Source organism: Mesorhizobium sp. B2-4-14, assembly GCF_006442155.1.
Lineage (GTDB): Bacteria > Pseudomonadota > Alphaproteobacteria > Rhizobiales > Rhizobiaceae > Mesorhizobium.
Map to the genome: position 1 here is coordinate 75,501 of NZ_VFVA01000021.1, position 26,580 is coordinate 102,080.

Consider the following 26,580-nt stretch of genomic DNA (forward strand, 5'->3'; position numbering starts at 1 on the left):
TGCCTACTTCACCGTCATGCTCGGGCCGCCTTCGACCGACAGCACCAGCCGGCGGTTGGTGATCTTGGCCAGTTGCGCCAGGCGCCCGGCCGGCCGCTCGCCGTAGAGATCGGCAAGCGAGGACGGCAATACCAGCGCCAGGGTGCCATTGGCACGGCTTTCCCATTCCAGTCTCGGCATGATGCCAGGCATCGCGGCGGTCAGCAGATAGACGACACGCATCATCGCCGCCAGCACGCGGGCGCGCTCCAACAGGCGCGGTGGCGCTAGTGCCTTGATCTCTGGCGCGATGCCATCATTGAAGATGCCATCATGGCGATAGGCGCTGGCGAGCGCGAGATAGGCGCGGCCAGGATGGTCGACACCGATGAAAGAAGCATGCGCGATGATGTTCAGCGACTGCCTGCCGCGATATTCGGGATGCGCACGCCAGCCGATATCGGCAAGCAGGCAGGCGGCGTGCCGATAGCGCGCCTCGTCCTCCGTTTCGTCGATGCCGAAGGCCTTGAAGGCCTTGCCGGTCCATTCGACGAGGTCATGCGCGTGATGGACCGAACGCGAGCGCAGCAGAGCCAGTTCCTCAGCGGCCGAGATGAGCGGATCGGCGTTCTGCTCCTCCTCATCGAGCAGCGAATAGAGAAAGCCCTCGCGCACGCCCTGCGCCGAGACGACGATCTTCGACGGCTGCATCGCCGACATGATCTCCTGCAGCACGACGGCACCGTAGGGCAGCAGCGAGCGGCGGTTCTTGGAGACGCCCTCGATGCCCTTGACTTTCTCGACCTCGCCCTTGGCCACCTGCTTCAGGAAGTTCTGGGCTGCACCGTCGGCCGAAATCTCGTAGTGATGCATGACGCCGAGCGGGTAGTTGGTCATCTCCATGTGCAGGCGGGCGAGGTTTCGCCAGGTGCCGCCGACTGCGTAGAAGGCCCTGCCCTGTCCGCCCTTGAGTAGTTTCGCCCGCGCCAGTTCCTGGCGCGCGATTTTCTGCGCCTGAACGAGCGAATTCTTCGCCATGTCCTGCAGACGCAGGCCGCCGAGCGGCAGCGTTATGCCTTCGCCCATCGCCTCGCCCTTGATGTCGATCAATTCCAGGCTGCCACCGCCCAGATCGCCGGCGATACCGTTGGCGGGGTGAAAGCCGGAGATAACGCCGAGCGCCGAGTAGTAGGCTTCCTGGCGGCCGGAAAGCACCCGGATCTCGGTCTTCAGCACTTCCTCGGCGCGATGGATGAAATCCGGGCCGTTGACCGCCTCGCGGGCGGCGGCGGTCGCCAGCACATACATATGCTCGGCGCCGGCTTGATCGGAGAGCGCCCGAAAACGGCGGAATTCCTCCATCGAGCGCGTCACCGCATCCGGGTCGAGCTTTCCCGTCGATACGATGCCGCGGCCGAGACCCGCCAGCATCTTTTCGTTGAACAGCATGGTCGGCGAACGCGCCAATCCCTCATAGACGACGAGACGGATCGAGTTCGAGCCGATGTCGATGATGGACAGCGGACGGCGGTCCTGCAGCCGGCCCTGGGAAATGGACAACATCAGTTGGACGCTGCGGCGTTCTTCTTGCGGCGCTTGAACTGAGCGATCCGCTGGGGCGCATGCGACTTCAGCGCGTCACCCCGTCCCGATAGGCTCGGATTGGTCATGAAATATTCCTGCGCGTTGAACGGTTCCTCGCCCTCCTCCAGCACGACACGCCGGGAAGTTCCATCAGCCAATACGTCGAAACTTTGCTGATTGTCCATGATGTTGCCCAGCATGATCTGACCCAGAACCTGTTCATGCACAGTTGGATTGGTGATCGGCACCATGGTCTCGACACGGCGGTCGAGATTGCGCGGCATGAGGTCGGCGGAGGAGATGTAGACGATCGCCTCGTCCGCCGGCAGGCCGTGGCCATTGCCGAAGCAGTAGATGCGGCTGTGTTCGAGGAAGCGGCCGACGATCGACTTGACCCTTATGTTCTCCGACAGGCCCGGCACCTGCGGCCTGAGGCAGCATATGCCGCGCACCACGAGGTCGATTTCCACCCCGGCACGGCTGGCATCATAGAGCGCATCGATGATGATCGGGTCGACAAGCGAGTTCATCTTCATCCAGATGCGCGCCGGCCTGCCCTCCAGCGCGTGGGCGACTTCGTCCGATATGTGTTGGAGAATGCGGTTTCTGAGCGTGAACGGCGAGATCGCGATACGCATCTCGGCGGTCGGCTCGGCATAGCCGGTGATGAAGTTGAACAGCTGGGCGACATCGCGCGCGATCGTCGCATCGGTGGTGAAGAAGGACAGGTCGGTGTAGATGCGCGCTGTGACCGGGTGGTAGTTGCCGGTGCCGAGATGCACGTAGTTGCGCAGCTTGCCGTCCTCGCGCCGCACCACCAGGGACATCTTGGCGTGGGTCTTGAGTTCGAGGAAACCGAACACAACCTGCACGCCGGCGCGTTCGAGATCGCGGGCCCAGCGGATGTTGGCTTCCTCGTCGAAACGGGCCTTGAGCTCGACCAGCGCCGTCACCGATTTGCCGGCCTCGGCCGCGTCGACCAGCGCACGCACGATCGGGCTGTCGTTGGAGGTGCGGTAGAGCGTCTGCTTGATCGCCACCACCTCGGGGTCGGCCATCGCCTGGCGCAGAAACTGCACCACCACATCGAAGGATTCGTAGGGGTGGTGGACGACGATGTCCTTCTCGCGGATGGCGGCGAAACAGTCGCCGCCATGCTCGCGGATGCGCTCTGGGAAGCGCGGATTGTAGGGCGTGAACTTCAAATCGTCGCGGGGGACGGAGACGATTTCCGAGATCTGGCTGAGCGCCAGCGGACCGGTGAGCACGCTGATACGGCTCGACGAGACGCCGAGCTCGCCGGCGACGAAATCGCGCAGTTCGGGCGGCATCAGCTTGTCGAACTCGATGCGGATCACCGAACCACGGCGGCGGCGCTTCAGCGCGGTCTCGAACAGGCGCACGAGATCTTCCGATTCTTCCTCCACCTCGATATCGCTGTCGCGGATGATACGGAATGTGCCGGAGCCCTTGACTTCATAGCCCGGGAAAAGCTTGCCGATATAAAGCCCCACCGCTTCCTCCAGCGGGATGAAGCGGACATGGTTCTTGCGATCCGGCAGCCGGATGAAGCGCTTCAGCGCTACCGGCAGGCGCAGCAGCGCACTCATCTCCTCGCCGTTCTTGCGATGGCGAAGCTGCAGCGCCATCGAGAAGCCGAGATTGGGAATGAACGGAAACGGATGCGCGGGGTCGATCGACAGCGGGGTGAGCACCGGAAACACCTGATCCTGGAAGTGTTCTTCCAGCCAGACCTTCTCGTCCTTGGTCAGCGCATCTCGCGTGATGCTCTCGATGCCTTCCTTGTTGAGCAGTATCGTCAGCGCCGAAAGGCTCTTCTGCTGATCTTCCTGCAGCCGCTCGACCTCGCGCAGCAGCTGTTCGAGCTGCTGTTCGGGCGTGCGGCCGTCAGGGCTCTTCAGCACGATGCCCTCGCGGACCTGACCGGCGAGGCCGGCGACGCGCACCATGAAGAACTCGTCGAGGTTGGCGGCCGAGATCGACAGGAAGCGCACGCGTTCGAGGAGCGGGTGGTGCTCGTTCAGCGATTCTTCGAGAACGCGGCGATTGAACTGCAGCCAGGAAAACTCCCGATTGACGAAACGGTCCGGATTGCCGCCCTGCGGGCTCGCCGCCTCGACATTGATGAATTCGCTCTGCACCGGCTTCAGTTCGTTCATGATTCCTGCTCTTCCCAGCCGCTGTCGTCCGAACGCCGCGCCCGCGAGGGTCGTCCGACGAATCGACACATACCCTCCCGTAACCGATTCCGGTTGCGGGGGTCAGGCATGACCGAGCTTAACTTATCCTCTGACAGGCTTTTGCAACAGTTTGATTTCATCGATCTTGCAAAGAGACGGGTTATGATCCAGATGCAATTGCAAGAGATCAGGAGACGACGATGGCAGGCGGTTCCATTCCCCATTTCCAGAACGATGCGGGCTACCCGGCGATCGACATCGGGGTCAAGGAATTCATGTGCACGGGCGCCAACCCGCCTTTCGACCACCCGCATGTGTTTCTCGATATGGGCGACGACAATGAGAAGGTCTGCCCCTATTGCTCGACGCTCTACCGCTATTCGCCAAAGCTGAAGGCGACGGAAACGGTGCCGGCCGGCTGTCTCTACATCGACCGGGCCGCCTGATTTCCAGCGGCTGAAATCATGCCCGATGCACAGCCCCGGCAGATCGTGATCGCCGGAGCTGGCGTCGCCGGGCTGACCGCGGCCCTGGCTTTCGGCGAACGCGGCTACCCCGCACAGCTGTTCGAACAGGCGGAGCGGCTGGACGCGGTGGGCGCCGGCATCCAGCTTTCTCCAAACGCGACACATATCCTACGCCAGCTCGGCGTGCTCGACCGGCTGCTGCCGGCAGCGGTGCGTCCGGAAGCAGTGGTGCTGAAGGACGCCGCGACGTTGCGCGAACTGGCGCGCGTGCCGCTGGGGCAAGCCGCCGAAAAACGTTGGGGGGCGCCTTATCTCGTCGCTCACCGGGCCGATCTGCAGAGCGCACTGACCGAACGCGTCGCCGAAAACCCGAATATTGCGCTCGTCACAGGCGCGCGCTTGAGCGATGTTGTCACAGGTGGCGATGGTGTGACGGCCACAGTCGAGAAGGACGGCAAGACCGTCCAGTCACAGGGCTTCCTTTTGGTCGGGGCCGATGGCGTATGGTCGTCGGTGCGCGCGGTTGTCGATCGGGCCCGGGGAGCGGCATCGCCGAGAAGCCGTTTTTCCGGCGAACTGGCCTGGCGCACCACTGTCGCTGCCGGCAGCGCCGCCGGACAAGCATTTGCCGCGATCGGCGCTACCGACAGCGTCACGACCTTCCTGCATCCGGGATTCCACATGGTCGCCTACCCCGTCAGCAAGGGTGACGCTTTCAACCTTGTCGCCTTCACCAGAGGCGAGCGCATTGCCGAGGGCTGGTCCGGGCATGCCGATCCCGGCATCCTCGCCGGCGCCATGCGCGGCACGGCCGCGGGCCTTGCAAGGCTGGTAGAAATGGCTGGCCCTTGGCTGACTTGGCCGCTCCATACAGTCGAACAGAAGCAGCCCTGGACGACGCCAGCCGGCATCGCTCTGATCGGTGACGCCGCACATGCGATGACCCCGTTCGCTGCACAAGGCGCGGCAATGGCCATCGAAGACGCGGCAACGCTTGCCAGCCTGGTGGCTGACTTCCCTGCCGATCTGCGTCAGAGCCTCACCATCTGGGAAAATCTCCGGCGGCCGCGCATCGTCAAGGTCATCCGGCGCGGTGCGCTTAACCGCCTCGCCTGGCATGCCTCGGGTCCGGTGGCATTCGCCCGCAACCTGGTTCTGGCGAAGCGGCCACCGGAAAAGCTCGTTGCGGATCTGGACTGGCTCTACGGATGGAGGTAGCGGAGGATCATCAGGCGTTAGCCCGCCAGGAAGTCCCATCTGTCTTGACGCAATGGTGAATTGTAGTTACATTTTTGTGGTTACTGCGCATGAACGAATTGCGGTTTGAATGGGATCCAGAAAAGGCAGCATCAAATCTGCGCAAGCATGGCGTGAGTTTCGAGACTGCCGTTCGTGTTTTCTCCGACCCTTTCGCGCTGGCGGTACAGGACAGAGTCGAAAACGGCGAATACCGTTGGCAGACCATCGGTAGGATTGACGGCACGCTCGTATTGCTTATTGCCCATGCCGATCGAGAAGAAGATGGAACCGAGGTTATACGGATCATTTCAGCGCGCAGAGCCACGACGAAAGAAAGAAGATATTATGCGCAAAATCGTTCGATTTGAATTCGACCCGACAAATCCCTCTCCGTTGACAGAAGCACAGAAGGCGGAAATCGCAGCGTTGAAAGCGCGCTCGCAAGATGACGTCGATACGAGCGACACTCCCGAATTGGCCGAAGAATTCTGGCAAAATGCTGCTCGAAATCCGCATTTCAGACCTATAAAGCAGCAACTGACCCTTCGCCTCGATTCCGACCTTGTCGCCTGGTTCAAGAGACGCACCCCCGATGGTCGGGGCTATCAGAGCGCGATCAACAAGGCACTACGCGACTATATGATGAGGCAGGATCGCAAAACGGGCTGACCGCTGCTGTCCAAATTTCAATTGTAAAGCCGCAGCGACAGCCCAAGCGAAGCCGGGAGCGGATTCCACCAGCCAGTGCGAAGCCCGGCCGTGCGCAGTGCCGCCGCCGTCCAGGTGTTGCAGCCGATCAGCGCGTTGAAACGGCCATTCGCCTCGTAGAAGCGGTCGAAGTTGGAGTAGCCCGCATTCTCGATCACGACCGGGCCGTTCTGCCCCTGCTGGAAGCTGGCCGCGATATAATCGAGCAACGCCGCGAACCGATCCTCGCCAATGTCGAAGCCAGCGACGTCAGGATGCGGCTCGGCGATCGCGCCGGCGACATCGACATGCATCACAGAGGCATCGAGCGTCATCGCCTTGACCACTGGCACCGCCTTTAGTTGCGACCATGTTGGCGTTTCAAGATAGAAGGCGCGACCACCCCAGCCGAAGATGATGTAGCGCACCTCGGGTGCGTCGGCCGGAAGGCCGGCCTCGGTCAGGAAATGAAAACGCCTGCGAACCGCGTCGTCCACCGGGATGGCGATGTCGGTGTGGATCGGGTTCTTCAGCACCAATATGCGCCGCGTGCTCTCGCCAGCGGCGGCCGCCGGCCAGAGCGGGCGTGGCACCAGCGTGCCGAGGACGGCGGCAAGCATGAACATGGCTGCCAACATGGCCAGGAAACGCAGGGGCTTTTTCATCGGTGTCCGGTTTGGGGGCTCCCTCTCCTCGACGGCAGCGACCATGGCCGATCGCCATATGCAAAAAGCCCGGCCGTGGTGCCGCCGGGCTTGTTTTGAACCGGTGCCGGAGCGCTCAGTGCAAGATCTGCGACAGGAACAGTTTCGTACGCTCGTGGCGCGGATGATCGAAGAATTCGGCCGGTGTGTTCTGCTCGACGATCTGGCCCTGATCCATGAAGATCACCCGGTTGGCGACCTTGCGGGCAAAGCCCATTTCGTGCGTGACGCACAGCATGGTCATGCCTTCCTCGGCAAGGCCGACCATGGTCTCCAGCACTTCCTTGATCATTTCCGGGTCGAGCGCCGAGGTCGGCTCGTCGAACAGCATGATGCGCGGGTTCATGCACAGCGAACGGGCGATCGCCACGCGCTGCTGCTGGCCGCCGGAGAGCTGGCCCGGATACTTGTTGGCCTGCTCCGGAATCTTGACGCGCTTGAGGAAATGCATGGCGATTTCCTCGGCCTGCTTCTTCGGCGTCTTGCGCACCCAAATCGGCGCCAACGTGCAGTTCTCCAGGATGGTCAGGTGCGGGAACAGATTGAAGTGCTGGAACACCATGCCGACCTCGCGGCGCACTTCGTCGATCTTCTTCAGATCATTGGTCAGTTCCTTGCCGTCGACGATGATCTTGCCCTTCTGGTGCTCTTCCAGGCGGTTGATGCAGCGGATCATCGTCGACTTGCCGGAGCCGGACGGGCCGCAGATGACGATGCGCTCGCCGCGCATAACCTTGAGGTTGATGTCCTTCAGCACATGAAACTCGCCGTACCATTTGTGCATGGCGATGATGTCGATGGCGACATCGGTGGTCGAGATGTGCATCTTGGCGGCATTGACCTTGAGCTCTTCCGCGCTGACGGCGTTTTCGGTGGCCATGACAGGATCCCCTTATTCTTTTGTTTAGCGTCTGTAGCCGGTGTCGAGTCGGCGTTCGGTGTACATCGAATAGCGCGACATGCCGAAGCAGAACAGCCAGAACACGAAGGCGGCGAAGACCAGACCGGATTTCGCGGTCTGTGGCGTCGCCCAATTGGCGTCCGAGAAATTCTGTTTGACGACGCCGAGCAGGTCGAACATCGAGATGATGAGAACCAGACTGGTGTCCTTGAACATGCCGATGAAGGTGTTGACGATGCCGGGGATGACCAGCTTCAGCGCCTGCGGCAGCACGATCAGCCCCATCTTCTGCCAGTAGCCGAGGCCAAGCGAATCGGCGCCTTCATACTGGCCCTTCGGGATCGCCTGCAGGCCGCCGCGCACGACTTCGGCCATATAGGCCGCCGCAAACAGCGACACGCCGATCAATGCCCTGAGAAACTTGTCGAAGGTGACCCCAGCCGGCAGGAACAGCGGCAGCATGACGCTGACGAAGAACAGAACGGTGATCAGCGGGATGCCGCGCACCGTCTCGATGAAGACCACACAAAGCGTCTTGACGATCGGCATCTTCGAACGCCGGCCGAGCGCCAGCACAGTGCCCAGCGGTAGCGACACGGCAATGCCGACGAAGGACAGGCTGAGCGTTACCAGCAGGCCGCCCCACCGCGAGGTCTCGACATGCGGCAGGCCGAACATGCCGCCGATCAGCAGAACGAACGAAACGATCGGCAACACCAGGAAGAGCAGGATCGCGTTCAGTCCCTTGCGCGGCACGCGCGGGATCAGCATCGGCACCAGCAGCGCCACGAACAGGATGGCGACCAGAATCGGGCGCCAGCGCTCCTCGATCGGATAGGTGCCGAACATGAACTGGCCGAACTTGGCATTGACGAAGGCCCAGCACGCGCCGCTCCAGCCGTTCGGCTGAATGCCGCCTTGCGCAACGGTGGCGCAGACAGTGCGATTCGGCCCTGTCCACTGGGCATTGATGAACGCCCAGTTGATGATCTGCGGCAGGATCATGACGACCAGCGCGATGCCTATGATGGTCAGGATCGTGTCACCGACCGAACCGACCAGGTTCTTGCGCACCCAGGCCGTTGGGCCGCGCACGCTTGCTGGCGCAGGCTGCGCCAGCACCATCTCGGCACGCACCCAGGACATGTCGTGTTCCTGCATGGCTCTACCTTTCCACCAGCGCCATCTTGGCGTTGACCACGTTCATGACGGCCGAGGTCACAAGGCTGAGTATGAGGTAGGCGACCATCATGATCAGCACGCCTTCGACCGCCTGTCCGGTCTGGTTGAGCACGGTGCCGGCGGTCGCCGTCAGGTCCGGATAGCCGATGGCGATCGCCAGCGACGAGTTCTTGGTCAGGTTGAGATACTGGCTGGTCAGCGGCGGGATCACGATGCGCATGGCCTGCGGCACCACGACGAGCCGCAAAATCGGCCCCGAGCGCAAGCCCAGGGCGCCGGCCGCCTCGGTCTGGCCTTTGCTGACCCCCCTGATGCCGGCGCGCACGATCTCGGCGATGAAGGCTGCCGTGTAGCAGGACAGAGCCAGATAGAGCGACAGGAACTCCGGCTTGACCTGGAAGCCGCCGGTCAGGTTGAAGGTCGACTGTTTCGGCAGATCAAAGGTGAGCGGCATTCCGCTGAGCAGGAAAGCGAGCAGCGGCAGGCCAACGATCAGCGCGAAGGAGGTCCAGAACACCGGGAATTGCTGGCCGGTCGCCATCTGGCGCTGGCGCGCCCTGCGGGCGACGAACCATGCCATGGCAACAGCCACGACGAGCGCCACCAGGATCAGCCAGGAACCCTCGCCCCAGATGGTGCGCGGAAAATAGAAGCCGCGCTGGTTGAGGAAGGAACCAAACGGCAGATGGATACTGTCACGTGGCGCCGGCAGCACGGCAAGCACGCCGGAATACCAGAAGAAGATGACCAGCAGCGGCGGGATGTTGCGAAAGATCTCAACATAGACCGTGCAGATCTTCTGGATCAGCCAGTTCTGCGACAGGCGGCCGATGCCGATGACGAAGCCGATGATGGTGGCGGTGATGATGCCGGCGACGGCGACGATGATCGTGTTGATCAGGCCGACGACGATGGCGCGGCCGTAAGTATCGTCAGACGTGTAGGCGATCGGCGTGTCCGAGATATCGAACCCGGCACGTCCCTTGAGGAAGCCGAAGCCGGAGGCGATGTGCAGGCGCTGCAGATTGTCGATGACGTTCTGCACGATCCACCACACAGAGCCGAACAGAACGATGACGACAAGCGTCTGGAAGAAGAGACTGCGGACTTTCGGATCATTGACGAAGGAAGCCCGGCTGGACTCCTCGCGAAGAACTTCCTGCGATGCCATTCGACCGTCCCCTGGAAAGAGAAACCGGGAGGCAGATGATATGCCTCCCGGATCACATTTCAATCAGCGGATCGGCGGAGCATATTGCAGGCCGCCCTTGGTCCACAGCGCGTTGATGCCGCGAGCGATCTTGAGCGGGCTGCCCGAGCCGACATTGCGATCGAACATTTCGCCGTAATTGCCGACGGCCTTGACGATGTTGACGACCCAGTCATTGGAGACGCCGAGATCGGTGCCGATCTTGGTGTCGGCTTCCTGGCCGAGCACGCGCTTGATCTCGGGGCTTGTCGAGTTCTTCATCTCATCGACATTGGCCTTGGTGATGCCAAGTTCCTCGGCGTCGAGCAGCGCGAAATAGGTCCACTTGACGATATGGTACCACTGGTCGTCGCCCTGGCGCACCGCCGGTCCGAGCGGCTCCTTGGAGATGATCTCGGGCAGCACGACGTGATCGGCTGGCGAGCCGAGAGTGAGGCGGATGCCGTAGAGACCCGACTGGTCGGTGGTGTAGACATCGCAGCGGCCGGCATCGTAGGCGGCATTGACCTCTTCGAGCTTCTCGAAGACGACCGGATTGTACTCCATCTTGTTCGCCTTGAAGTAGTCGGCGAGATTGAGCTCGGTGGTGGTGCCGCTCTGCACGCAGACGGCGGCGCCCGAAAGCTGGAGCGCCGAATTGACGCCCGGCAGTTTCTTGGCGTTGATCATGAAACCCTGGCCGTCATAGTAGGTGGTGCCGACGAAATTCAGGCCAAGTGCTGTGTCGCGGTTGATGGTCCAGGTGGTGTTGCGCGACAGAACGTCGACCTCGCCGGACTGCAGGGCGGTGAAGCGCTCCTTGGCGCTGAGCGGCGTGAACTTGACCTTGGTGCCGTCACCGAAGACAGCGGCTGCAACGGCGCGGCAGAAATCCGCGTCGATGCCTTGCCAGTCACCCTTGTCATCCGGCGCCGAGAAGCCGGCCAAACCTGTCGAGACGCCACACTGGATGAAGCCCTTCGCCTTGACGGTGTCGAGCGTGCTCGCCGAAGCGGCCGACGCCATAATCCCCAGCGTGGCGGCGCCAAGAATGCCGAAAGCAATATGTTTCATGACCCACAGACCCTTTTCTCTGTTTTCAGGCAAACCCTGATCTTTTTTCCCGTGTGAACGCAGTTCCCATCCCGGCCCATTCCCGGAACCCCGCATCGCAACCGACGCGCTGCCTCCCATTCACGGACGGCATCGAAGGCGATAATTCCCGTGAGGTCAAGGGAAATGACCGAATCCGAACGTGTTTGAAAATCGATTGCCCTGTTTGCCTGAATTGCAGACAAACGCACCCGCAATTTGATCAGTGTGCAAATAAAGCCGGCAAAGCGCATTCAACACAATGCGAGGCCGCGGTAACGAAATCCGTCTTGGCAATAGCTTTGGCGCTACTGATCTGGACGCGCTATGAATTGGTCCTTCCGAAGACTGTCACCAGGGCTGCGGCCTTGGAACGCGCGAGACAGGAGCCTCGTTCCGGCCGCCGCCATCAACGCGCCGGAAATGCGCGGGATCAACTGGGCCGTGACTGCCTTTTCCCGGGGAAACGAGGACGGCGATGCCGGCGACCCCCACCATGTTCATGACGCCGACGAGGAACAGCAGGGCGATCAGCACCACGCACCTGGCAGCGAGGTCGGCGCCTGGCCGCGACGCCGATCCCTTGAGAATTGGCACATTCGAAGTCCATTCCTGGCGGGTGCTGGGCTGTTGCACGGCCCATGACGCGGCACTATGGCTAGCGCCCTATCAAACAAGGCGAAGAAGAATGGCGAAAGACGGCAGCGCGCAGGGTTACGGCAAGGTGGGCATCAACACCCGGCTTGCCCATTCGGGCAACAACCCGCATGATTATTTCGGCTTCGTCAATCCGCCGGTTGTGCATGCCTCCACCGTGCTGTTCCGCAATGCCGAAGCAATGGTGGGACGCAGCCAGAAATACACTTACGGTACGCGCGGCACGCCGACGACGGATGCCCTTGCCCACGCCATCGACGCGCTGGAGGGATCCGCCGGCACCATCGTGGTGCCGTCTGGCCTGGCAGCGGTGACCGTTCCGCTGCTTGCCTTCCTATCGGCCGGCGATCATCTCCTGATCGTCGATTCCGTCTACCATCCGACCCGCAATTTCGCCGACACGATGCTGAAGCGGCTCGGCGTCGAGGTGGAGTATTATGATCCCCGCATCGGCGCTGGCATTGCCGCCTTGATCAAGCCCAACACCAGGGTCGTGTTCACGGAATCGCCGGCTTCCAACACCTTCGAGGTGCAGGATATCCCGGCGATCGCCAAGGCGGCGCGTGCGGCCGGCGCCATCGTGATGATGGACAATACCTGGGCGACGCCGCTCTATTTCCGGCCGCTCGACCATGGCGTCGACATCTCCATCCATGCGGCAACCAAATATCCGGCCGGCCATTCCGACGTGCTGCTTGGCACGGTCTCGGCCAATGAGAGCTGCTGGGAGCAACTTTATGAGAGCTTTTGCACGCTTGGTTGCTGCGCGGGCCCCGACGATGTCTACCAGGTGCTGCGCGGCCTGCGGACCATGGGCGTGCGCCTGGAGCATCACCAGCGCAGCGCATTCGCCATCGCGTCGTGGCTCGAAGGCGAGAAGGGCGTGGCGCGCGTGCTTCACCCCGCCCTTCCCAGCCACCCGGACCACGGCCTATGGAAGCGCGACTTCACCGGTTCGAGCGGCATCTTTTCGATCGTGCTTGCCGGAGGCGGCCAGAGACAGCAGCACGCCTTCCTCGACGCGCTGCGGATATTTGGGCTCGGCTATTCCTGGGGTGGGTATGAGAGCCTTGCGGTGCCGGTCTGGCTCAGCGACCGCGTTGTTGCAACGGCCCCTTATGAAGGTCCGTTGATCCGCCTGCAGATCGGCCTTGAGGATGTCGACGACCTGAAAACCGACATCATGCGCGGCCTGGCCGCAGCCGCTGCCTGACCGTCGCATACGAGGCCGACTGCCGGACGGAACGGCAAGAACGACCGCAACGTCTTGACGCTGATGACAAAGCGCGAGCCGCTCGCAGCAGTCCGGCGACGCGCGGCGCGCAATATTATTCTCCCGGGTCGCGACTTTCCGGATTTGTTTGACTTTCAAATCCGCGGGTTCGGCTGCATTGCGTGGCGCACCGGAATCCGCGCTCAACCCACTCGTCACAAGCTTGCCCATGGCCTTTCGTCTTTTTGTCCCCATCCTCGCCGGCGCGACGCTGCGTGAACGCATCCTGGCGTGTATCGGCGCCACGCTCGGCATCGCGCTGACCGGCGTGATCAGCGGGCTGGCCATGGGCGGCGGCCCGCACGTAGCCCTGCTGGTGGCGCCGATGGGCGCATCCGCCGTGCTTCTCTTCGCCGTACCGGCGAGCCCGCTGGCGCAGCCCTGGTCGATCATCGGCGGCAATTCGATATCGGCGCTGGTGGGGGTTACCGTGGCGCATTTCGTCCATGATCCGGTCATTGCGTCGGGCCTGGCTGTAGCGCTCGCCATCGCGGCGATGTCGTTCACACGCTGCCTGCATCCGCCAGGCGGCGCGGCGGCGCTGACGGGGGTGCTCGGTGGGCCGGCCGTCATCAGCGCGGGCTTCCTGTTTCCGTTCGTGCCGGTGGCCTTGAATTCGACCATTCTGGTCACGCTCGGCTTCCTCTTCCACAAACTCGCGCGGCGCAACTATCCGCATGTCGCCGCCCCCGCCGCCAACAGCCACGGCACCGCCGATCCGCCGGCGCAGCAGCGCGTCGGCTTCCGGCCCGAGGATATCGACGCGGCGCTGACCACGCTCGACGAGACGTTCGACATCGACCGCGACGACCTCGAACGGCTGCTGAGACAAGTCGAGTTGCAGGCCATGGTGCGCTCGCACCGGACGCTGCTGTGCAAGGACATTATGTCCCGCGACGTCGTTTCAGTGCCCGAGCAGGCCACGATCGACGAGGCGCGCCAGCAACTGCTCGATCATAATATCCGCACCTTGCCGGTGGTCGACGCCGAAGCAAGGCTGGTTGGCGCCGTCGGCTTGCGCGAACTGACGAAAGCCACCGACACCGTGAAGAGCGTGATGTCGAAAGCCGGCACCGCCGCGCCCGAGGCGCCGGCGATGAGCCTGCTGCCGGTGCTGACCGACGGGCGCAGCCATGCCGTGGTCATCGTCGACGGCGAGCGGCGGATTCTCGGCCTGATCACCCAGACCGACCTTCTGGCGGCGGCCGCGCGCGTGCAAACGGCAGGCAAGGGATTGGCGGCGGCTTGAAATAGCGGTGCCGCCACGGTGGGAGCGGTCGATGTTTTTCCGCTTCCAACTCAAGATGAAAGGCCATGTCGACGTATCGCCCTGACCCGCGGGCCCGCTCGAGGTACAGGGAACCGCACCCGACCTCGTCGCGCCGGGCGGCATGCGTCCACGAGTCATCATGGCTCGGCCCGCGCCGCTCAATCCTGGCGTCGAGTTCTTGGCGCAAATCCTTGCTCCGGTCATGCGGAAAATCGTGCTGCTGATCGACGGTAGCTTTTCGATCATGCTGATCCATCGCTATCGCGGATTCCAGGCAGCCGGGTCTAGAATCCGAACGCCAGCCACACCGTCCCGACGACGAGCGTCACCAGCGTCAGCGGCAGGCCGACCTTGAAGAAAGCGCCGAACGATAGCTGCGTGCCCGCGTTGCGCGCCTGTTCGGCGACGATCAGGTTGGCGACCGAGCCGAGCAACGTGAAATTGCCGGCCAGCGTCGAGCTCATGGCGACGACCAGCCAGGCGCGCTCCGGATTCTCCAGGCCGGGTATGAACGGCCGCAGCGCCAGCACGGCCGGAACATTGCTCATGATGTTGGAGAGCACCGCCGTGAAGCCGGACAGGCGCCAGACGTCGTCCAGGCCGAGATTCCTGGCCGAGGCAATGATGTCGGGCGTCAGCAGCGTCCTTTCGGCGCCCGCCACCACCACGAACAGACCGGCGAACATGAACAACAGCGGGCCATCGATCTCACGGTAGATGCGTTCCGGCTTGATAGCGCGGGTGAGCAGGAGAATGGCGCCGCCGATCAAGGCTGCCTTGGCAACGGGAACGCCGGCGAAGAAGGCAATGGCCAGCCCGATGCAGACAATCACGGCCTTCAGCACTTGCCCGCGATGCATGCGGCCGCGCGAGAGATGCGGCGTCAATTGGGCGGTGCGGGTGAATTCGGCCCGGTAGACGATGCGCACGATGACGATGACCGCGACAAGGCCGAACAAGGCGACCGGCGCCAGCGCCGCCGAAAAGGCTGGATAGGAAATGCCCGACAGCGCCCCGATGACCATATTCTGCGGATTGCCGGTAATGGTGGCGACACTGCCGCAGTTCGACGCCGTGGCGGTGGCGATCAGATAGGGAACCGGGTTGCGGTTGATGACGCGGGTGACGTGGACGACGATCGGCGCCATGACCAGACAGATGGCGTCATTGACCAGGAAGGCCGAGAGCACGCCGGTCAGCAGCGTCACCATCACCAGGAGCATGAAGGGCGCATGCGCATGCTCGATGGCGATGGCGCCAAGGCCGCGGAAGGCGCCCGACACCTTCAGATGCGCCACCACGATCATCATGCCGAGGAGAAGCGTGATGGTGTCGAAATTGATGGCGCGGTAGGCATCCTCCATGCTGACCGTGCCGATGGCGATCATCGCCGCGCCGCCAAGCAGCGCAATGCCTGCCCGGTCAAGGCGCAGGCCAGGTATACGGCCGATGGCGACGCCGGCATAGGTGAGGACCAGGATCAGCAGTGCCGCCGCGCCCATCAGTGTCATCGGTAGAAGCCCTGCTCGATCTGTTTGCGCACCGATGCCGGCCGCCCCGCGATTCGCCTGATAAAAGCCTTAGCGCGATGTGGAGATCGATGCCAAACGAGCTGGGTGGATCGTTGGCCGAGAGTGTCTGGAAGACCAGACCACGTGGCACCGCTAACCGCGATAAAAGTCCAGCCGCTGCCGCAATGCCTGCGGCGAAAACAGCTGCTCGACGGTCTGCCGCGCCTTGCGGCCAACTCTCGCCCGCAGCGCCGGGTCGGTTTTGAGTTCGGCCAGAATCGCTGCCGCCTGTTGCGTCGTTTCGAACAGGTAGCCGTTTTCGCCGTGCCTGATATGGTCGGCGTAGCCGCCATGCGAATGGCAGACCACGGGCAAACCGCAGGCCATCGCCTCGAACACCACGCGGCCGAATGTCTCCACATGCGAACCGGTGCGATAGTAGAACACGTCGAGCGTCGGCAAGAACTGTTCGGCGGCCAGTTGGCCCTGAGGCAGGAGTTCGAGTTGGGGGTGCGGCGCGAGCTTGTCCCTGAGCGGCATCCCGCCCTGAATCCGTACCGCAGCGCCATCGGCCAGCAAGGCCTCGTAGAGCGCCACATCGTCGCCATGATGCTTGTCCGCCGTATCCCGGCTCAGCCGCCCCACGGTAAACGGACCATCCGGCCTTGCCACCCGTGGTGAGAAACGGTCGATATCGATCGGCGACGGATGCACGACGCCTTCGACATGCAGCATGCGCTTTTGAAAATCGGAGATCAGCACCAATTCAGCTTCCGGCCAGCCCAGCAGGCGCGGCATGCGTGTCGTCAGCGCAATGATCTTCGGATGAAAGGTGTTGAAGACATAGATCAGCCGGCGCGGCCGCCGGATCAGGTAGGGCCACAGCTTGTTGCGCCAATGCGCGCCGACGAAAACATAGATGCCGCCGTCAGGCACGTTGCGCGTTGCCGGCGAGATACGGCGAATCGGAAACTGCCGCATCAACTCGTCGGACACGCGCCAGGAGGTTGCCCAAAGACGTACTGCCGAGTCGGCGCTCAACAGCCGATACAGCTCCAGGGTTTCGCGTTCGCTGCCGCCAAACGGGTTTTGAAAGCCGTTGAACAAATGGATCATGATCGCTGTGCTTATCTGGCCTTGCCGGGGCTGTCTCGCCATTCATTCGCCGGCACCGAAAAGGTCCCGGCCGTGCCGTCGGCCGGGACGGTCGAGGAGCTCAAGAAGGCTGGAACGTCCCCGGCGGTGCCCCATACATCACTTACCGGAGGAAGCACACCGACAAGAAAGCGTCAAGGAAGCGGTTCTGTCTGTCCGCCGAAGGCTGTGGTCAATGCACGGTGGCGGGGCCGGGCGGAGGCATCGGCGGGGCTTCCGCCGGATCGAAGCTGACCTGTCCATTCGATTTGGCAGCATAGAGGCGCCGCGGTTCAGAACCGCCGTCAGACTGTCGGCCGCGGCAATGACGCTAGGGTCGCGCTGGGCTATGGCCAGCTGGCGGATCTTCCACATGAGAAAAAACAGAAACGAACCGCCCAGCATCAGAGGAAGCAGCAGGTGGGTCAGTTCCTCGCGCCGAACAGCGTCGGACGATAGACAGGGGAAATTGAACGAATCGACGAAGAACGCCACAGCAATGAAGAATGCCGTGCCGGCGGCCGTGACAGCGATCACCCTGCCCCAGCTGGTCGGCGACAGGTCAAGCTTCATCCTGTTCCACTCCGTTAGCCGTCCCTGCCATGACGTGCCAACGCAAACAGATAAGACTTTCCTTCAATTCGAGATCAGATGACCCGGAGCCGGGCACGCTCGCTAGTGGACGACCGTGCTCCGGCGATGAAAGCAAAGCTCATTCACCGAATTCAAGCGGATGCAGGGAAATCCTGAACGTCAGCGGTTGGGCATCGATTCGCCCGCCTCGACAACGAAAGATGCCGCGATCAGGTCGTCGGCATCCAGTTGTAGGGAGCCGTCGCCTGCCCCCATGATGGCGGCGACCTTGTGAAAGGTCTTCATCTCATAATCGGAAATTTCGGCATCCCGCATTCTGGCCTTCAGTTCGGCGATACGCCGCCCCAAGGCAGGGGACGTTCCAATTTCACGTTTCGACATGGCTTGGCTTCTCCTCCCCCAACCCGCGCTTACTTTGCCTCGCCCATTCGCCAGCCCGCACATTGCCTTTTATGAGGCTCCGCGAATACAAGGCCCCGAACGCGCAGTGCGCGCTAAGGTTCCAGCCTTGGCAGATCACGAAATAATTTCACGGTCGCCGCGCGGACGGGCCTGAAATTCCCGCCCAGCTTCCGTTACACAGCGCCGCAGCCTTGGCAGCAATCGGCGGGAAGATTCGGCGGCTTCGGCAAGATCAAACGGATAACCCTTTGAAATTGTTGGCGATCCCGACAGGATTCGAACCTGTGACCATCGGCTTAGAAGGCCGGCGCCTCTGTTTAAGAGACCGTGCCCCGGGGTTTCCGCATCTCGCCGCAGCTTACCTTGGCTTACCCAAGGTATTGATCTGAAAAACTTTTCCTCCTCTGATGTTTCCGCAGCTGTCCGGGAGTTAGCAACTTCGGTGCCGACATGGTGCCGACATGCGCAGCCGACATTCGAAAGGAGATCACTATGTCTGGCACAGTTCTTTCCAGATTGTTTATCGACCAGGTGGAACCCGGCGGGAAGCCGGTTGTTCACTATGACGCCCAGTTAAAGGGTTTCGGGCTGCGGGTCATGCCGTCCGGCTACAAGTCATGGATCGTCGAATACCGTCCCTATGGCGGCGGCCGTCGCGTTGGGTCCAGGCGCATGGTTTTGGGGTCGGCAGCCACGTTGACCGCCGAGGAGGCGAGGAAGGAAGCTAAACGGATTCTGGCTCTGGTCCGGCTTGGCGGCGATCCGGCAAAAGGAAGGGAGAGCGACCGCGAGGCCCCAACCGTCAGGGAGTTTTCAAAGAAGTTCATGGATGACCACGTCAGGGAGAAGCGCAAACGCCGCACGGTTGCGATGTACCAAGATCACTTCGACCGCCTGATCAACCCGCTGATCGGGTCGCTAAAGATCCATTTGGTCACCAGATCGGACGTCGCATCGATGCACCGGAAAATCGCGAAATCTGGACGGGGCGATAGGCGTAGAGAGGGCATAGCAAACAGGACCCTAACGACGCTTTCGTCGATGTTTGGCTTTGCGATCCGGGAAGACGTTCTACCTGACAATTTCGTCAACCCCGTTACCAGGGTCCAGCGGTATCCGGAGAGCTACACCGCCCACTATCTCACACTCGAGGAACTTGCCAAAGTGGGAGCGGCCCTCAAGATGGGAGAGACGATCGGCATTCCGTGGCTTGTTGGTAAAACCGCTCGGGGGTCCAAACATCTCCCGAAGCCGGAAAACCGCCGCACTCTCATCGATCCTCACGCAGCAGCGGCCGTAAGGCTCTTGCTGCTGACGGGGGCGAGAAAGGGAGAGATCCTCAATCTGCGGTGGGACGAAGTTGACTTTGAACGGAAGCTTCTTTTGTTGCCGGACAGCAAGACGGGAGAGAAGACGATCCCGCTCAATTCCTTCGCTCTTGCGGTTTTGGCCAACATCCCCCGCATAGGACCTTATGTAATTCCGAGGCGGCGGGATCCAGACAAACCACGGGGCAATATCCAAAAAACCTGGCTATCAATACTCCGGCAGGCGGGCATAGGCCACGCCCGGATTCACGATCTCCGTCACACGCACGCCAGTATCGGAGTGGCCCAAAGCGTAGGCTTGGCGATAATAGGCAAAATATTGGGGCATACTTCTACGGCAATGACCGCTCGATATTCTCATCTTGAGAACAAGCCTGTGCGGCGCGGGTCCGAGAAGATCGGAAGAAGCATAAGTAAAGCTATGGGCTCTTAACCAAGCAGCCCGCCGCGACTCCGCGTGGCTGAAGCTTCTTACGGGAAGACCGATTTTTCCGGATGCAAGAGCGTCCGGAAGACTCCCCGCGGAACGAACAGTAAACGTCTTTGGACATTCCCATCGCCCCGGAAGAAGCTGCGATCGGGGTAGTAGAACTCGGCGATCGGATAGGCCGTTATAGGTGTGTCTGTCAGCAACCATGCTGAAGTTGGTAGTCCCCAGGTGCAAATCCGTTGATCAGGCAGAACGATCGCGCCATCGGCCAGTGCATGGCGTCCGACCATGCCATCATTTGGCCCTCGGAAAGGGCCTGTGCTGACGGCGATCTGCCGCTTTCCGCCACTACTGACTACCTGAAGAAGCCATTCCTCATGAGCAATCACGCCAAGTTTCAAGCCGCTCATAAGTATAGATAGAGTCACTTGCATCTTGGATAATTGTGATTTCGATAGATAGGAAATCAATCCTTTCCGAAAGAGGTCAAAATGGTCAGCTTGAGTACCGCTCTTACATTGAATGATTCAATTTTGTCCCAAAGCGGAAGGATCATTGTTGACAACTTGTTGGACTTTCTCTCGATTTCCGGTCCCTCATAGGGCGAATCTTAGTGCAGCAGACAAGATGGGCGTCATCGCGTTGGGATGAGTGTGGTCAAAATCCGTCAGCGAGGAGTGCGAATCCGCAAGCCTTGAAGAACGCCTGACAGATGATCGAAGACGTCGTGGCTTGGAAATGACCCGGTCTTTGACAATGCTCGCTACTCGAAACAGGAGCTGCATTTCGGCTATGAGCCGTCATCGCACGGGGGCCGATTTAGCCCCCCGTAACTCGATGTTGTTGGTGATCTCAACAGATTGCAAGCGACGCTCTGACCCTATGAAATGTATCAACACCTCCAGAACAGAATCAGGAGGCAGTCGACCGCGACCTCGGAGGGCACATTCCCAAACGGTAGCCACACGCCAACCGGAAGAGATGAGAGCATCTATCGCCTGTCCATCACGCTGCTGATTGCGAGCAATTTTAGCTTGCCAAAATGCGGCGTTGGATCGGGGTTGAACTCCAAGAGCGCAATCATGTCCATGCCAAAAGCAGCCGTGGACGAAGACTACAGTCCGAGCAGACGGAAAGACTAGATCGGGCGTGCCGGACAGGCTTCGGTCATGGAGTCTGTACCGCAAGCCGCGTGCATGAAGACCGCGCCGAATGATCATCTCGGGTTCAGTGTCACGCCCTTGTATCCTCGACATGTTTAGCCGTCGCTGATCCACCGTAAGTGGATCGTCGCGGGTCGCTTGACGCCGGGCCAATAGCCTCAGGCCGCGCGGCGGTTGGGGCTTGGCCGATCACGCCGGAGTGCGCTGGCGAATATTTTGCCTATCTCTTCGGCTAATGCCCGCGACAGCAGCGGCGGCACGGCGTTACCGATCTGATTCCCTCGCGCCATGACCTTTGTCCGCAACCGTGAAGCAGAAGGCGTCGAAATCGCCCGCGCTCGGATGCTGGCCGGTTCCAAGCTGTTCGCGGACGAAGCGAACCATTGGGATGCGCTGGAGGCTGACTACGCCTCAACCCGCATCAACCACTCGGAAAGCTACAGCGACGGCCACGGCAAGCATACGAACATGGTGGAAAGCTACTTCAGCCGCCTACGCCGCATGGTCGTGGGCCAGCACCACCACGTTTCGCACAAATACCTCTACCAGTACGCGAATCATGCCGCTTGGCTGGAGGATCACCGTCGCCGGTCGAATGGCGGTGACGCCTTCGCAATCCTTGGCGGTGCGCTCAATCATTCGGTGTCGAGGGTGTGGGCTGGCTACTGGCAGCGATAGCTGCAAATCAGGTTGTGGAAAACCTAAAATAGCTGTCGGAAATACAACCATAGGATTCGACAGGACCAACCGAATCGCTGAAATAGAAAGGTCGGCGCGAGGACTAGTCGCACCGACCGTAGTAGAACCCGACCGGCTAGGGTCGGAGTGTGATCACCAGCGGACACTTAGCCGCTATGCGGTTGCAGTCAAGCCCTCGCCGGTCCTTTTAGCAAAAAGGACTAGAAAATTGACTGAGTATCCACAACCCTACCAACTTGCGTTCGACGATGCCGTTGATGTCTGGCTTCGCCATTGGGATGGCGAGTACCAGCATCACATTGCGGCGTCTTATGGAATCAATCCCGGACGCGTGAATGATGTCCTGAAGGGGCGTAAACACCTCGGCAGCGAACAGGTGGCCGCTTCGAAAAGGAGGGCTGCCTGATGGCGACTTGGGAAATCGCGCTCGTACGAGAGCAAGGTGTGAATTTTGCCGTCGCGTCCGTTCGCGATTCCGTCTTGAGCAACCAAGCGGAATGTGACCGGCTGATAGCAGCGTTCAATCTTACTCTGGGTCAGCCGACTGTGCTCTTAGGGGCACGACAACACCGCCTGTATGGTCGGACTGACATCGTTCGGTTTCTGCAAAATGTTCAACCGTCGCGCTTGCCGTGGCGACGGGTAGACATTGCGGCGTAACGCCGGACAAAATAGCGAGCGCGCCAGTCAGGGCATGAAACGCTTTGGCGCGCTCATCCTCATCGAATGGAACAAGCACGTTCTCGCCATCGCCGGCATCGAAAAGTACCTGATTTCCAAACAGCACTCTCAGAGACATCGGAGACCTTTGCCACGTTAGGGCGAAAGCGGCAACCGTGACCTCGGTGGCCGCCCTTTTGTACGGATTCAGACATGCCCTTGTGAGGTAGGCAGGCGGGATTAAAGTCCCCTTACCGTCCGTATTCAGCAGGGGCAACGCGGACGCATGGAAGAGCGCTTCGCGCTTTCGCCCGAGTAAGGGAGGAATGCGCTGTGCCTTTTTCAAAATTCAGCAGCACGTACACGTCTGAGGACCTGAATCTTCTCCGGAAGGTATTCGACCAGCTATGCCAAGAGCGTCGTCTGGCCCTTAAAGATCGAGACCAACGAGAACTGCTCGCCCTCCAAGTCATGGGAGCTTTCGACAACGGCTTCACAGACGAAACCCAGTTGTGGCAATCGCTTTCGAAGCGCCGCACAGCCCACGCCTAGAAGCGCGCGCGCCTTGCCCGCCAGCTCTTCGCCGTCTTAATATTGTTCATGAGCGGCTTCACCAGCGCGGCATCCCACCCCTTGCCAGCACAATGCGCGTAGCCGTTTCCCGGTTTGACGCGCTGCCTTCCGCTTCGTGCTTCAAGATCAGCCGGTAAAGCTCGCCCTTGCGGAATCGGCTTGGCGTGCGGCGCAACGGCACGATTTGGGAGGGATCGCCCTTGTAGCCAAGGATAAGCAGCACCGCGTCTATGAGCTGTAGCTGCTGGGCCAGGTCCGCACCCTTGAAGCGGATCATGCCGGATATCTCGGCACGCTTGGCAACAAGGGGGTTGATGGCATGCTGGTATCGGGTGGAGCGGACTATGGGCGCTACTCTTGGCATCCCCGGATTTTATGGGAACCCACCCTTTAGGTCGCGCGCGAAGTTGGTGCGTTTGCTACATAAGGCCGGAAAAACGATGCTAGTGGTGGGACATATGGGTCTGGCATCGTCACGGGCTGTTTCGGCCGAGTCTGCCAATAAGTTCTACCACAGCTTCGAAGAACTCACGTTGGTCCGCGTCGAAACTCTCTCGCTTGAGCTTTGCTACCTTTCCCAAGGCGAAATCCTTCGTCACTTCGGCTTGGCCAACGCGTGTGACCAGGCTGGCCAAGCGTTCACTTACGAAGTGGTTGGCTGGAGTAACGACATCGAATGCGCGCCAGAGAACTTCTTCGATACTTGTAGGGCTAGCATCTGTGAGGGGCAGCCGATGAGGTTGTCCATCTACATATGCCGCGTCCTGGACGAGCGCATGCTTGAAGAGGAACGTGGCCAATGGCGGCACTCCGCGGCGGAACGCGAGACCGGCGACGACGAGCTGATCCAGCGCGGCATTCAGCTCCGCCTCGTTCCGCTGCGCGACTGCTGCCAGCAGTTCGTGGGAGAACTCTCGGCCGATAACGGCCCCAACTTGCGCGACCTCCTTGGCGGCTGAGCCGAGCCTATCGAGCCGCGCCATCAGCGAGGCATGCAGCGTGGCTGGAACGTTCAACACAGTTGTACCCGCTCGCGAGAGTGTGGTCCCGGCGTTGCCGCCCTCCAGCACGGCCTTGGTCAGTTCTTCGACGAACAGCGGCACTCCGTCCGTCCGCTCGATGATCTCGGCGACAACATCGCTCGGCAACTCGACGTTGCCGACGACTCGTTGGACCAGCGTGGCGCCTTCACGACGGCCGAGCCGATTGAGAACAAGATTCGTGACGTGTGCCTGTCCGGTCCATGGCGGCTGAAACTCTGGGCGGAAAGTGACGAGAAGCAACACTGGCAGACGGGAAACTCGCTCGATCACCAGGTCGAGCAACTCGTGTGAGCTGGGGTCAATCCAATGCACATCCTCATAGAGCATCAACACTGGGCCTTCCCGTGCCAGCTTTTCGAGCTGCCTGAGTAACGCTTCGAAGGTTTTCTCCTTCTTGCGCCGGGGCGTCAGCTGGAAAGGCGGGAAGCGTTGGGTCGGCAACGACAGCAGCTCGGCCAAAAGCGCCCCGTCCTCCGGCGACGTCGGGCCAACCAGTGCCGCCAGCTTGTCCAACTTGCTCTCAGGCGTGTCGTCGCGCTCGAACCCTGCGGCACGTTCGAGCTGCGCGATGGTCGGGTGGAGCGCGCTGTCTTGGTGGTGCGGTGAGCAGAAATAGCACAAGCGGGTGTGCGGTTCATTCTGGATACGCTCTTGCAAGGTGACGGAGAGCCGCGACTTTCCGATGCCGGGCTCGCCTGACACCAGCACGACGCGGCCTTCACCACCCTTCGCGCGATGCCAATGGCGCAGCAGCAGATCGACCTCCTCGTCTCGGCCGACCAGCGGCGTGGGCATCGCGCCATGCAGCGCCTCGAACCGGCTTTCGATGGCACTCTCGCCAACTACCTGAAAGGCGTGGATCGGCTCTGGAAAGCCTTTCACCTCGACGGCGCCAAGTTCGCGGTATTCGAAGAGATCGCCAAGGAGCTGGCGCGTCTGCTGCGCGATGAGCACCGTGTCGGGTTCGGCAAGAGCTTGCAGGCGGGCAGCGAGGTTCGGCGTCTCGCCCACGACGCCACGCTCTTGCCCTTCGCCCGAGGTGATCAGATCGCCGACAACCACCTGGCCGGTGGCGATACCGATGCGAACCCGCAATGGTTCTGACTTTTGCAGTCGAGGGACGGCGTCGACCAGGGCTAGGCCCGCTCGCACCGCCTGCTCAGCTGCATTCTCACGCGCCTCAGGGAAGCCGAAATACACCAACACGCCATCGCCCATGTATTTGGCGACAAAGCCCCCGAAGTGGGCAACCGTATCGGCGACGCAACGATGATAGGCTCCGATGATCTCGCGCAAATCCTCGGGATCCAGACGTGACGCGAGCGCTGTCGAGCCGACGAGATCCACAAACATGACGGTCAGTTGCCGACGCTCGGCAACGGACTCCGCGGCCCCAGCCTTAACTGCAAACCCATCGGTGCTCGGATCGGGACGGCTTGTCAAAGGTGGTAGTTCGATTGTTGCCTTGAGGAATCGCTTGCGATGGCCGAGCAGCATCCCGAGCTTCTCGAGGTCGGCATCGGTCAACTCTGGCAGGACTTCAGCGTCGATGGCGTTGTCGCGGAATGCCTGCCCGTATTGCTCGAGCCCGAGGCTTCGCAACCAAGTGCTGACGTCCACACCGACTCTCCCTAAGGCTGAATAGGTCCCTCGGTCCGCAATACTAGCTCGAATTTGGAGGAAATTCTCAAGATTGGAGAATCTTCCGTTGAAGCTGAAGGTTCTGCTCGAAGCCGCGATGACGGCTCCTGATGCGGTGGCTAGCAGGTTCGGGATTACCCACACCAGCAATTCAGTTTCATCACCACCTGCCATTCTCCGACCAAGTTTCCTAAGCGATTCCCTAGCCGTCGCGGCCTGCTGGGTGGACGCGAACTGAGGGACTGTCGATCATCTGGATGTTGCCCTCTTGCGCGGCGCTGATGGCGTCCGTTCCAGACACCGGCCTTCCGCCATCGAACGAAGCGGTTGTAGCAGGTCGTGCGTGGGCCATAACGCTCGGGCAGGTCACGCCATGGCGCACCGGATCGTAGCACCCAGAAGATCCCGTTCAGCCCCCTGCGGTCATCGACACGCGGCACCCCTCGCGGCGTATTGGGAAGCAGCGGCTCGATCACGCGCCACTCGAAGTCGGTCAGGTCATATCGGCTCATACAGGGCCTGAATCAGAATTGAGCGCAATATGGAAGGACTCAATTGGCGAACCGCTTGCGAATATGCCGCCCTAAGGCGATGTTCTTTCAATGCAGGATGAAGCCACATTCGAATTGGACGCGCTACTCAGCCGCTTGGTGGACGGAGAAGACACGAGCTTGGCGGCCGCCAACCGCCTCGAAGTGGTGCTTTCGGAAATGTACCCGGCCGATGACGTCGTAGCAGATCGTGTGGGAGACCTCGCGCAATACTGTCCCGGTGGAGGTGATTACCTTTTGGACGCGACGGAAATGCAAAGCCGCCTCGCTCGCGTCCGCACGTATCTAGCACGTCTGAGAGACTAACCACGGGTGCCTCGACTGATCATCCTGATTTATGGGTTCACGACCTAGTCACCTGAATCTGAAGTTCGGTTCATTGTCTTCTGGCAGAAGCGCTTGACCGACGCGAGGATTTGGTCGGCG

25 protein-coding genes, 1 tRNA gene and 2 pseudogenes are annotated in these 26,580 nt (G+C 61.1%); 9 read left to right on the top strand and 19 right to left on the bottom strand.

From position 1 onward, the window contains the following. Positions 1–3: 3 nt before the first annotated feature. Both ppx and FJ938_RS18810 read right to left on the bottom strand, forming a co-directional pair. Positions 4–1,542 carry an exopolyphosphatase gene (ppx, locus tag FJ938_RS18805; RefSeq protein ID WP_140611333.1) on the bottom strand — a complete coding sequence of 513 codons (1,539 nt, stop codon included), beginning with the start codon at positions 1,540–1,542 and terminating at the stop codon, positions 4–6. Beyond that, on the bottom strand, positions 1,542–3,743 hold the full coding sequence (locus tag FJ938_RS18810) for an RNA degradosome polyphosphate kinase (RefSeq protein ID WP_140611335.1): 2,202 nt from the start codon (positions 3,741–3,743) through the stop codon (positions 1,542–1,544). Before FJ938_RS18810 ends, ppx begins: the two co-directional genes overlap by 1 nt. 221 nt (positions 3,744–3,964) lie before the next feature. On the opposite strand from FJ938_RS18810, the gene FJ938_RS18815 reads away from it, so the two are divergent. From FJ938_RS18815 to FJ938_RS18830, 4 genes are all read left to right on the top strand, one after another. Next, a complete protein-coding gene (locus tag FJ938_RS18815) occupies positions 3,965–4,210 on the top strand; it encodes a zinc-finger domain-containing protein (protein WP_140611337.1) in 246 nt (81 codons plus the stop codon). Positions 4,211–4,228: 18 nt separating this feature from the next. Continuing rightward, entirely contained in the window at positions 4,229–5,449 is a 1,221-nt protein-coding gene (locus FJ938_RS18820) for an FAD-dependent monooxygenase (RefSeq protein ID WP_140611339.1), read from the top strand. An 89-nt stretch (positions 5,450–5,538) separates the two neighbouring features. Continuing rightward, a complete protein-coding gene (locus FJ938_RS18825) occupies positions 5,539–5,838 on the top strand; it encodes a BrnT family toxin (protein WP_140611341.1) in 300 nt (99 codons plus the stop codon). Further along, the gene (locus FJ938_RS18830) at positions 5,816–6,139 is read left to right on the top strand and encodes a BrnA antitoxin family protein (protein WP_140611343.1); all 324 of its coding nucleotides are present in this window, start codon (positions 5,816–5,818) and stop codon (positions 6,137–6,139) included. Before FJ938_RS18825 ends, FJ938_RS18830 begins: the two co-directional genes overlap by 23 nt. A gap of 17 nt (positions 6,140–6,156) precedes the next feature. On the opposite strand, the gene FJ938_RS18835 is transcribed toward FJ938_RS18830, so the two are convergent. From FJ938_RS18835 to FJ938_RS18860, 6 genes are all read right to left on the bottom strand, one after another. Next, positions 6,157–6,822 (bottom strand): TIGR02117 family protein, encoded by a 666-nt coding sequence (locus FJ938_RS18835; RefSeq protein WP_140696207.1) that lies wholly within the window; start codon positions 6,820–6,822, stop codon positions 6,157–6,159. A 115-nt stretch (positions 6,823–6,937) separates the two neighbouring features. After that, positions 6,938–7,741: an amino acid ABC transporter ATP-binding protein gene (locus tag FJ938_RS18840; protein ID WP_140611345.1), complete on the bottom strand. Its 804-nt coding sequence runs from the start codon at positions 7,739–7,741 to the stop codon at positions 6,938–6,940. Between the two features lie 24 nt (positions 7,742–7,765). Then, positions 7,766–8,923 (bottom strand): amino acid ABC transporter permease, encoded by a 1,158-nt coding sequence (locus tag FJ938_RS18845; RefSeq protein ID WP_140696210.1) that lies wholly within the window; start codon positions 8,921–8,923, stop codon positions 7,766–7,768. Positions 8,924–8,927: 4 nt separating this feature from the next. Further along, positions 8,928–10,115 carry an amino acid ABC transporter permease gene (locus FJ938_RS18850; protein ID WP_140611349.1) on the bottom strand — a complete coding sequence of 396 codons (1,188 nt, stop codon included), beginning with the start codon at positions 10,113–10,115 and terminating at the stop codon, positions 8,928–8,930. Between the two features lie 63 nt (positions 10,116–10,178). Further along, entirely contained in the window at positions 10,179–11,207 is a 1,029-nt protein-coding gene (locus FJ938_RS18855; RefSeq protein WP_140611351.1) for an amino acid ABC transporter substrate-binding protein, read from the bottom strand. A 369-nt stretch (positions 11,208–11,576) separates the two neighbouring features. Further along, the gene (locus FJ938_RS18860; RefSeq protein WP_140611353.1) at positions 11,577–11,822 is read right to left on the bottom strand and encodes a hypothetical protein; all 246 of its coding nucleotides are present in this window, start codon (positions 11,820–11,822) and stop codon (positions 11,577–11,579) included. A gap of 91 nt (positions 11,823–11,913) precedes the next feature. Between FJ938_RS18860 and FJ938_RS18865 the strand changes: the two genes are divergently transcribed. Then, the gene (locus FJ938_RS18865; RefSeq protein WP_140611355.1) at positions 11,914–13,095 is read left to right on the top strand and encodes a cystathionine beta-lyase; all 1,182 of its coding nucleotides are present in this window, start codon (positions 11,914–11,916) and stop codon (positions 13,093–13,095) included. 229 nt (positions 13,096–13,324) lie between these two features. Then, entirely contained in the window at positions 13,325–14,404 is a 1,080-nt protein-coding gene (locus FJ938_RS18870) for an HPP family protein (protein WP_140611357.1), read from the top strand. Positions 14,405–14,709: 305 nt separating this feature from the next. Here the strand turns inward: FJ938_RS18870 and FJ938_RS18880 are convergent, their stop codons facing one another. The 5 genes from FJ938_RS18880 to FJ938_RS29550 form a co-directional block, all read right to left on the bottom strand. Continuing rightward, on the bottom strand, positions 14,710–15,936 hold the full coding sequence (locus FJ938_RS18880) for an anion transporter (protein ID WP_140611359.1): 1,227 nt from the start codon (positions 15,934–15,936) through the stop codon (positions 14,710–14,712). Between the two features lie 153 nt (positions 15,937–16,089). After that, positions 16,090–17,094, bottom strand: a complete 1,005-nt coding sequence (locus FJ938_RS18885; RefSeq protein WP_246673407.1) for a glycosyltransferase family 4 protein — start codon at positions 17,092–17,094, stop codon at positions 16,090–16,092. Between the two features lie 96 nt (positions 17,095–17,190). After that, positions 17,191–17,643 carry a hypothetical protein gene (locus FJ938_RS18890; RefSeq protein WP_246671565.1) on the bottom strand — a complete coding sequence of 151 codons (453 nt, stop codon included), beginning with the start codon at positions 17,641–17,643 and terminating at the stop codon, positions 17,191–17,193. Positions 17,644–17,823: 180 nt separating this feature from the next. After that, positions 17,824–18,045, bottom strand: a complete 222-nt coding sequence (locus FJ938_RS18895) for a hypothetical protein (RefSeq protein ID WP_140611363.1) — start codon at positions 18,043–18,045, stop codon at positions 17,824–17,826. 279 nt (positions 18,046–18,324) lie between these two features. After that, positions 18,325–18,439, bottom strand: a tRNA-Arg gene (locus FJ938_RS29550). A 119-nt stretch (positions 18,440–18,558) separates the two neighbouring features. Here FJ938_RS29550 and FJ938_RS18905 point away from each other — a divergent pair. Continuing rightward, a complete protein-coding gene (locus FJ938_RS18905) occupies positions 18,559–19,827 on the top strand; it encodes a site-specific integrase (RefSeq protein WP_181169133.1) in 1,269 nt (422 codons plus the stop codon). A gap of 38 nt (positions 19,828–19,865) precedes the next feature. Here the strand turns inward: FJ938_RS18905 and FJ938_RS18910 are convergent, their stop codons facing one another. Together FJ938_RS18910 and FJ938_RS18915 are read right to left on the bottom strand one after the other, a co-directional pair. Then, a complete protein-coding gene (locus tag FJ938_RS18910; protein WP_140696215.1) occupies positions 19,866–20,294 on the bottom strand; it encodes a hypothetical protein in 429 nt (142 codons plus the stop codon). Positions 20,295–20,624: 330 nt separating this feature from the next. Next, positions 20,625–21,101, bottom strand: a complete 477-nt coding sequence (locus FJ938_RS18915; protein ID WP_281409102.1) for a very short patch repair endonuclease — start codon at positions 21,099–21,101, stop codon at positions 20,625–20,627. A 195-nt stretch (positions 21,102–21,296) separates the two neighbouring features. Between FJ938_RS18915 and FJ938_RS18920 the strand changes: the two are divergent. Further along, positions 21,297–21,665, top strand: a pseudogene (locus FJ938_RS18920) (transposase); the annotation flags it as partial. Between the two features lie 229 nt (positions 21,666–21,894). Next, positions 21,895–22,092, top strand: a complete 198-nt coding sequence (locus FJ938_RS18925) for a hypothetical protein (RefSeq protein WP_140696220.1) — start codon at positions 21,895–21,897, stop codon at positions 22,090–22,092. 120 nt (positions 22,093–22,212) lie between these two features. On the opposite strand, the gene FJ938_RS18930 is transcribed toward FJ938_RS18925, so the two are convergent. The 4 genes and pseudogenes from FJ938_RS18930 to FJ938_RS18950 form a co-directional block, all read right to left on the bottom strand. Continuing rightward, positions 22,213–22,485, bottom strand: a complete 273-nt coding sequence (locus FJ938_RS18930) for a hypothetical protein (RefSeq protein WP_140696223.1) — start codon at positions 22,483–22,485, stop codon at positions 22,213–22,215. A 471-nt stretch (positions 22,486–22,956) separates the two neighbouring features. Next, positions 22,957–23,196, bottom strand: a complete 240-nt coding sequence (locus FJ938_RS18940) for a hypothetical protein (protein WP_140696226.1) — start codon at positions 23,194–23,196, stop codon at positions 22,957–22,959. A gap of 196 nt (positions 23,197–23,392) precedes the next feature. Continuing rightward, entirely contained in the window at positions 23,393–25,777 is a 2,385-nt protein-coding gene (locus tag FJ938_RS18945) for an adenylate/guanylate cyclase domain-containing protein (protein WP_246673409.1), read from the bottom strand. Positions 25,778–25,826: 49 nt separating this feature from the next. After that, positions 25,827–26,115, bottom strand: a pseudogene (locus FJ938_RS18950) (transposase); the annotation flags it as partial. Positions 26,116–26,580: the final 465 nt, after the last annotated feature.

Excerpts from the sequence above, each read along its gene's own strand:
- FJ938_RS18880 (WP_140611359.1), bottom strand. The coding sequence starts at position 15,936 with ATGACACTGATGGGCGCGGCGGCACTGCTGATCCTGGTCCTCACCTAT.
- FJ938_RS18835 (WP_140696207.1), bottom strand. The coding sequence starts at position 6,822 with ATGAAAAAGCCCCTGCGTTTCCTGGCCATGTTGGCAGCCATGTTCATG.
- FJ938_RS18825 (WP_140611341.1), top strand. The coding sequence starts at position 5,539 with ATGAACGAATTGCGGTTTGAATGGGATCCAGAAAAGGCAGCATCAAAT.
- FJ938_RS18810 (WP_140611335.1), bottom strand. The coding sequence starts at position 3,743 with ATGAACGAACTGAAGCCGGTGCAGAGCGAATTCATCAATGTCGAGGCG.
- FJ938_RS18940 (WP_140696226.1), bottom strand. The coding sequence starts at position 23,196 with ATGATCCGCTTCAAGGGTGCGGACCTGGCCCAGCAGCTACAGCTCATA.
- FJ938_RS18855 (WP_140611351.1), bottom strand. The coding sequence starts at position 11,207 with ATGAAACATATTGCTTTCGGCATTCTTGGCGCCGCCACGCTGGGGATT.
- FJ938_RS18945 (WP_246673409.1), bottom strand. The coding sequence starts at position 25,777 with ATGGCAGGTGGTGATGAAACTGAATTGCTGGTGTGGGTAATCCCGAAC.
- FJ938_RS18870 (WP_140611357.1), top strand. The coding sequence starts at position 13,325 with ATGGCCTTTCGTCTTTTTGTCCCCATCCTCGCCGGCGCGACGCTGCGT.
- FJ938_RS18895 (WP_140611363.1), bottom strand. The coding sequence starts at position 18,045 with ATGTCGAAACGTGAAATTGGAACGTCCCCTGCCTTGGGGCGGCGTATC.
- FJ938_RS18820 (WP_140611339.1), top strand. The coding sequence starts at position 4,229 with ATGCCCGATGCACAGCCCCGGCAGATCGTGATCGCCGGAGCTGGCGTC.
- FJ938_RS18845 (WP_140696210.1), bottom strand. The coding sequence starts at position 8,923 with ATGCAGGAACACGACATGTCCTGGGTGCGTGCCGAGATGGTGCTGGCG.
- FJ938_RS18830 (WP_140611343.1), top strand. The coding sequence starts at position 5,816 with ATGCGCAAAATCGTTCGATTTGAATTCGACCCGACAAATCCCTCTCCG.
- FJ938_RS18890 (WP_246671565.1), bottom strand. The coding sequence starts at position 17,643 with ATGAAGCTTGACCTGTCGCCGACCAGCTGGGGCAGGGTGATCGCTGTC.
- FJ938_RS18865 (WP_140611355.1), top strand. The coding sequence starts at position 11,914 with ATGGCGAAAGACGGCAGCGCGCAGGGTTACGGCAAGGTGGGCATCAAC.
- FJ938_RS18850 (WP_140611349.1), bottom strand. The coding sequence starts at position 10,115 with ATGGCATCGCAGGAAGTTCTTCGCGAGGAGTCCAGCCGGGCTTCCTTC.
- ppx (WP_140611333.1), bottom strand. The coding sequence starts at position 1,542 with ATGTTGTCCATTTCCCAGGGCCGGCTGCAGGACCGCCGTCCGCTGTCC.
- FJ938_RS18930 (WP_140696223.1), bottom strand. The coding sequence starts at position 22,485 with ATGTCTCTGAGAGTGCTGTTTGGAAATCAGGTACTTTTCGATGCCGGC.
- FJ938_RS18905 (WP_181169133.1), top strand. The coding sequence starts at position 18,559 with ATGTCTGGCACAGTTCTTTCCAGATTGTTTATCGACCAGGTGGAACCC.
- FJ938_RS18885 (WP_246673407.1), bottom strand. The coding sequence starts at position 17,094 with ATGGCGAGACAGCCCCGGCAAGGCCAGATAAGCACAGCGATCATGATC.
- FJ938_RS18840 (WP_140611345.1), bottom strand. The coding sequence starts at position 7,741 with ATGGCCACCGAAAACGCCGTCAGCGCGGAAGAGCTCAAGGTCAATGCC.
- FJ938_RS18815 (WP_140611337.1), top strand. The coding sequence starts at position 3,965 with ATGGCAGGCGGTTCCATTCCCCATTTCCAGAACGATGCGGGCTACCCG.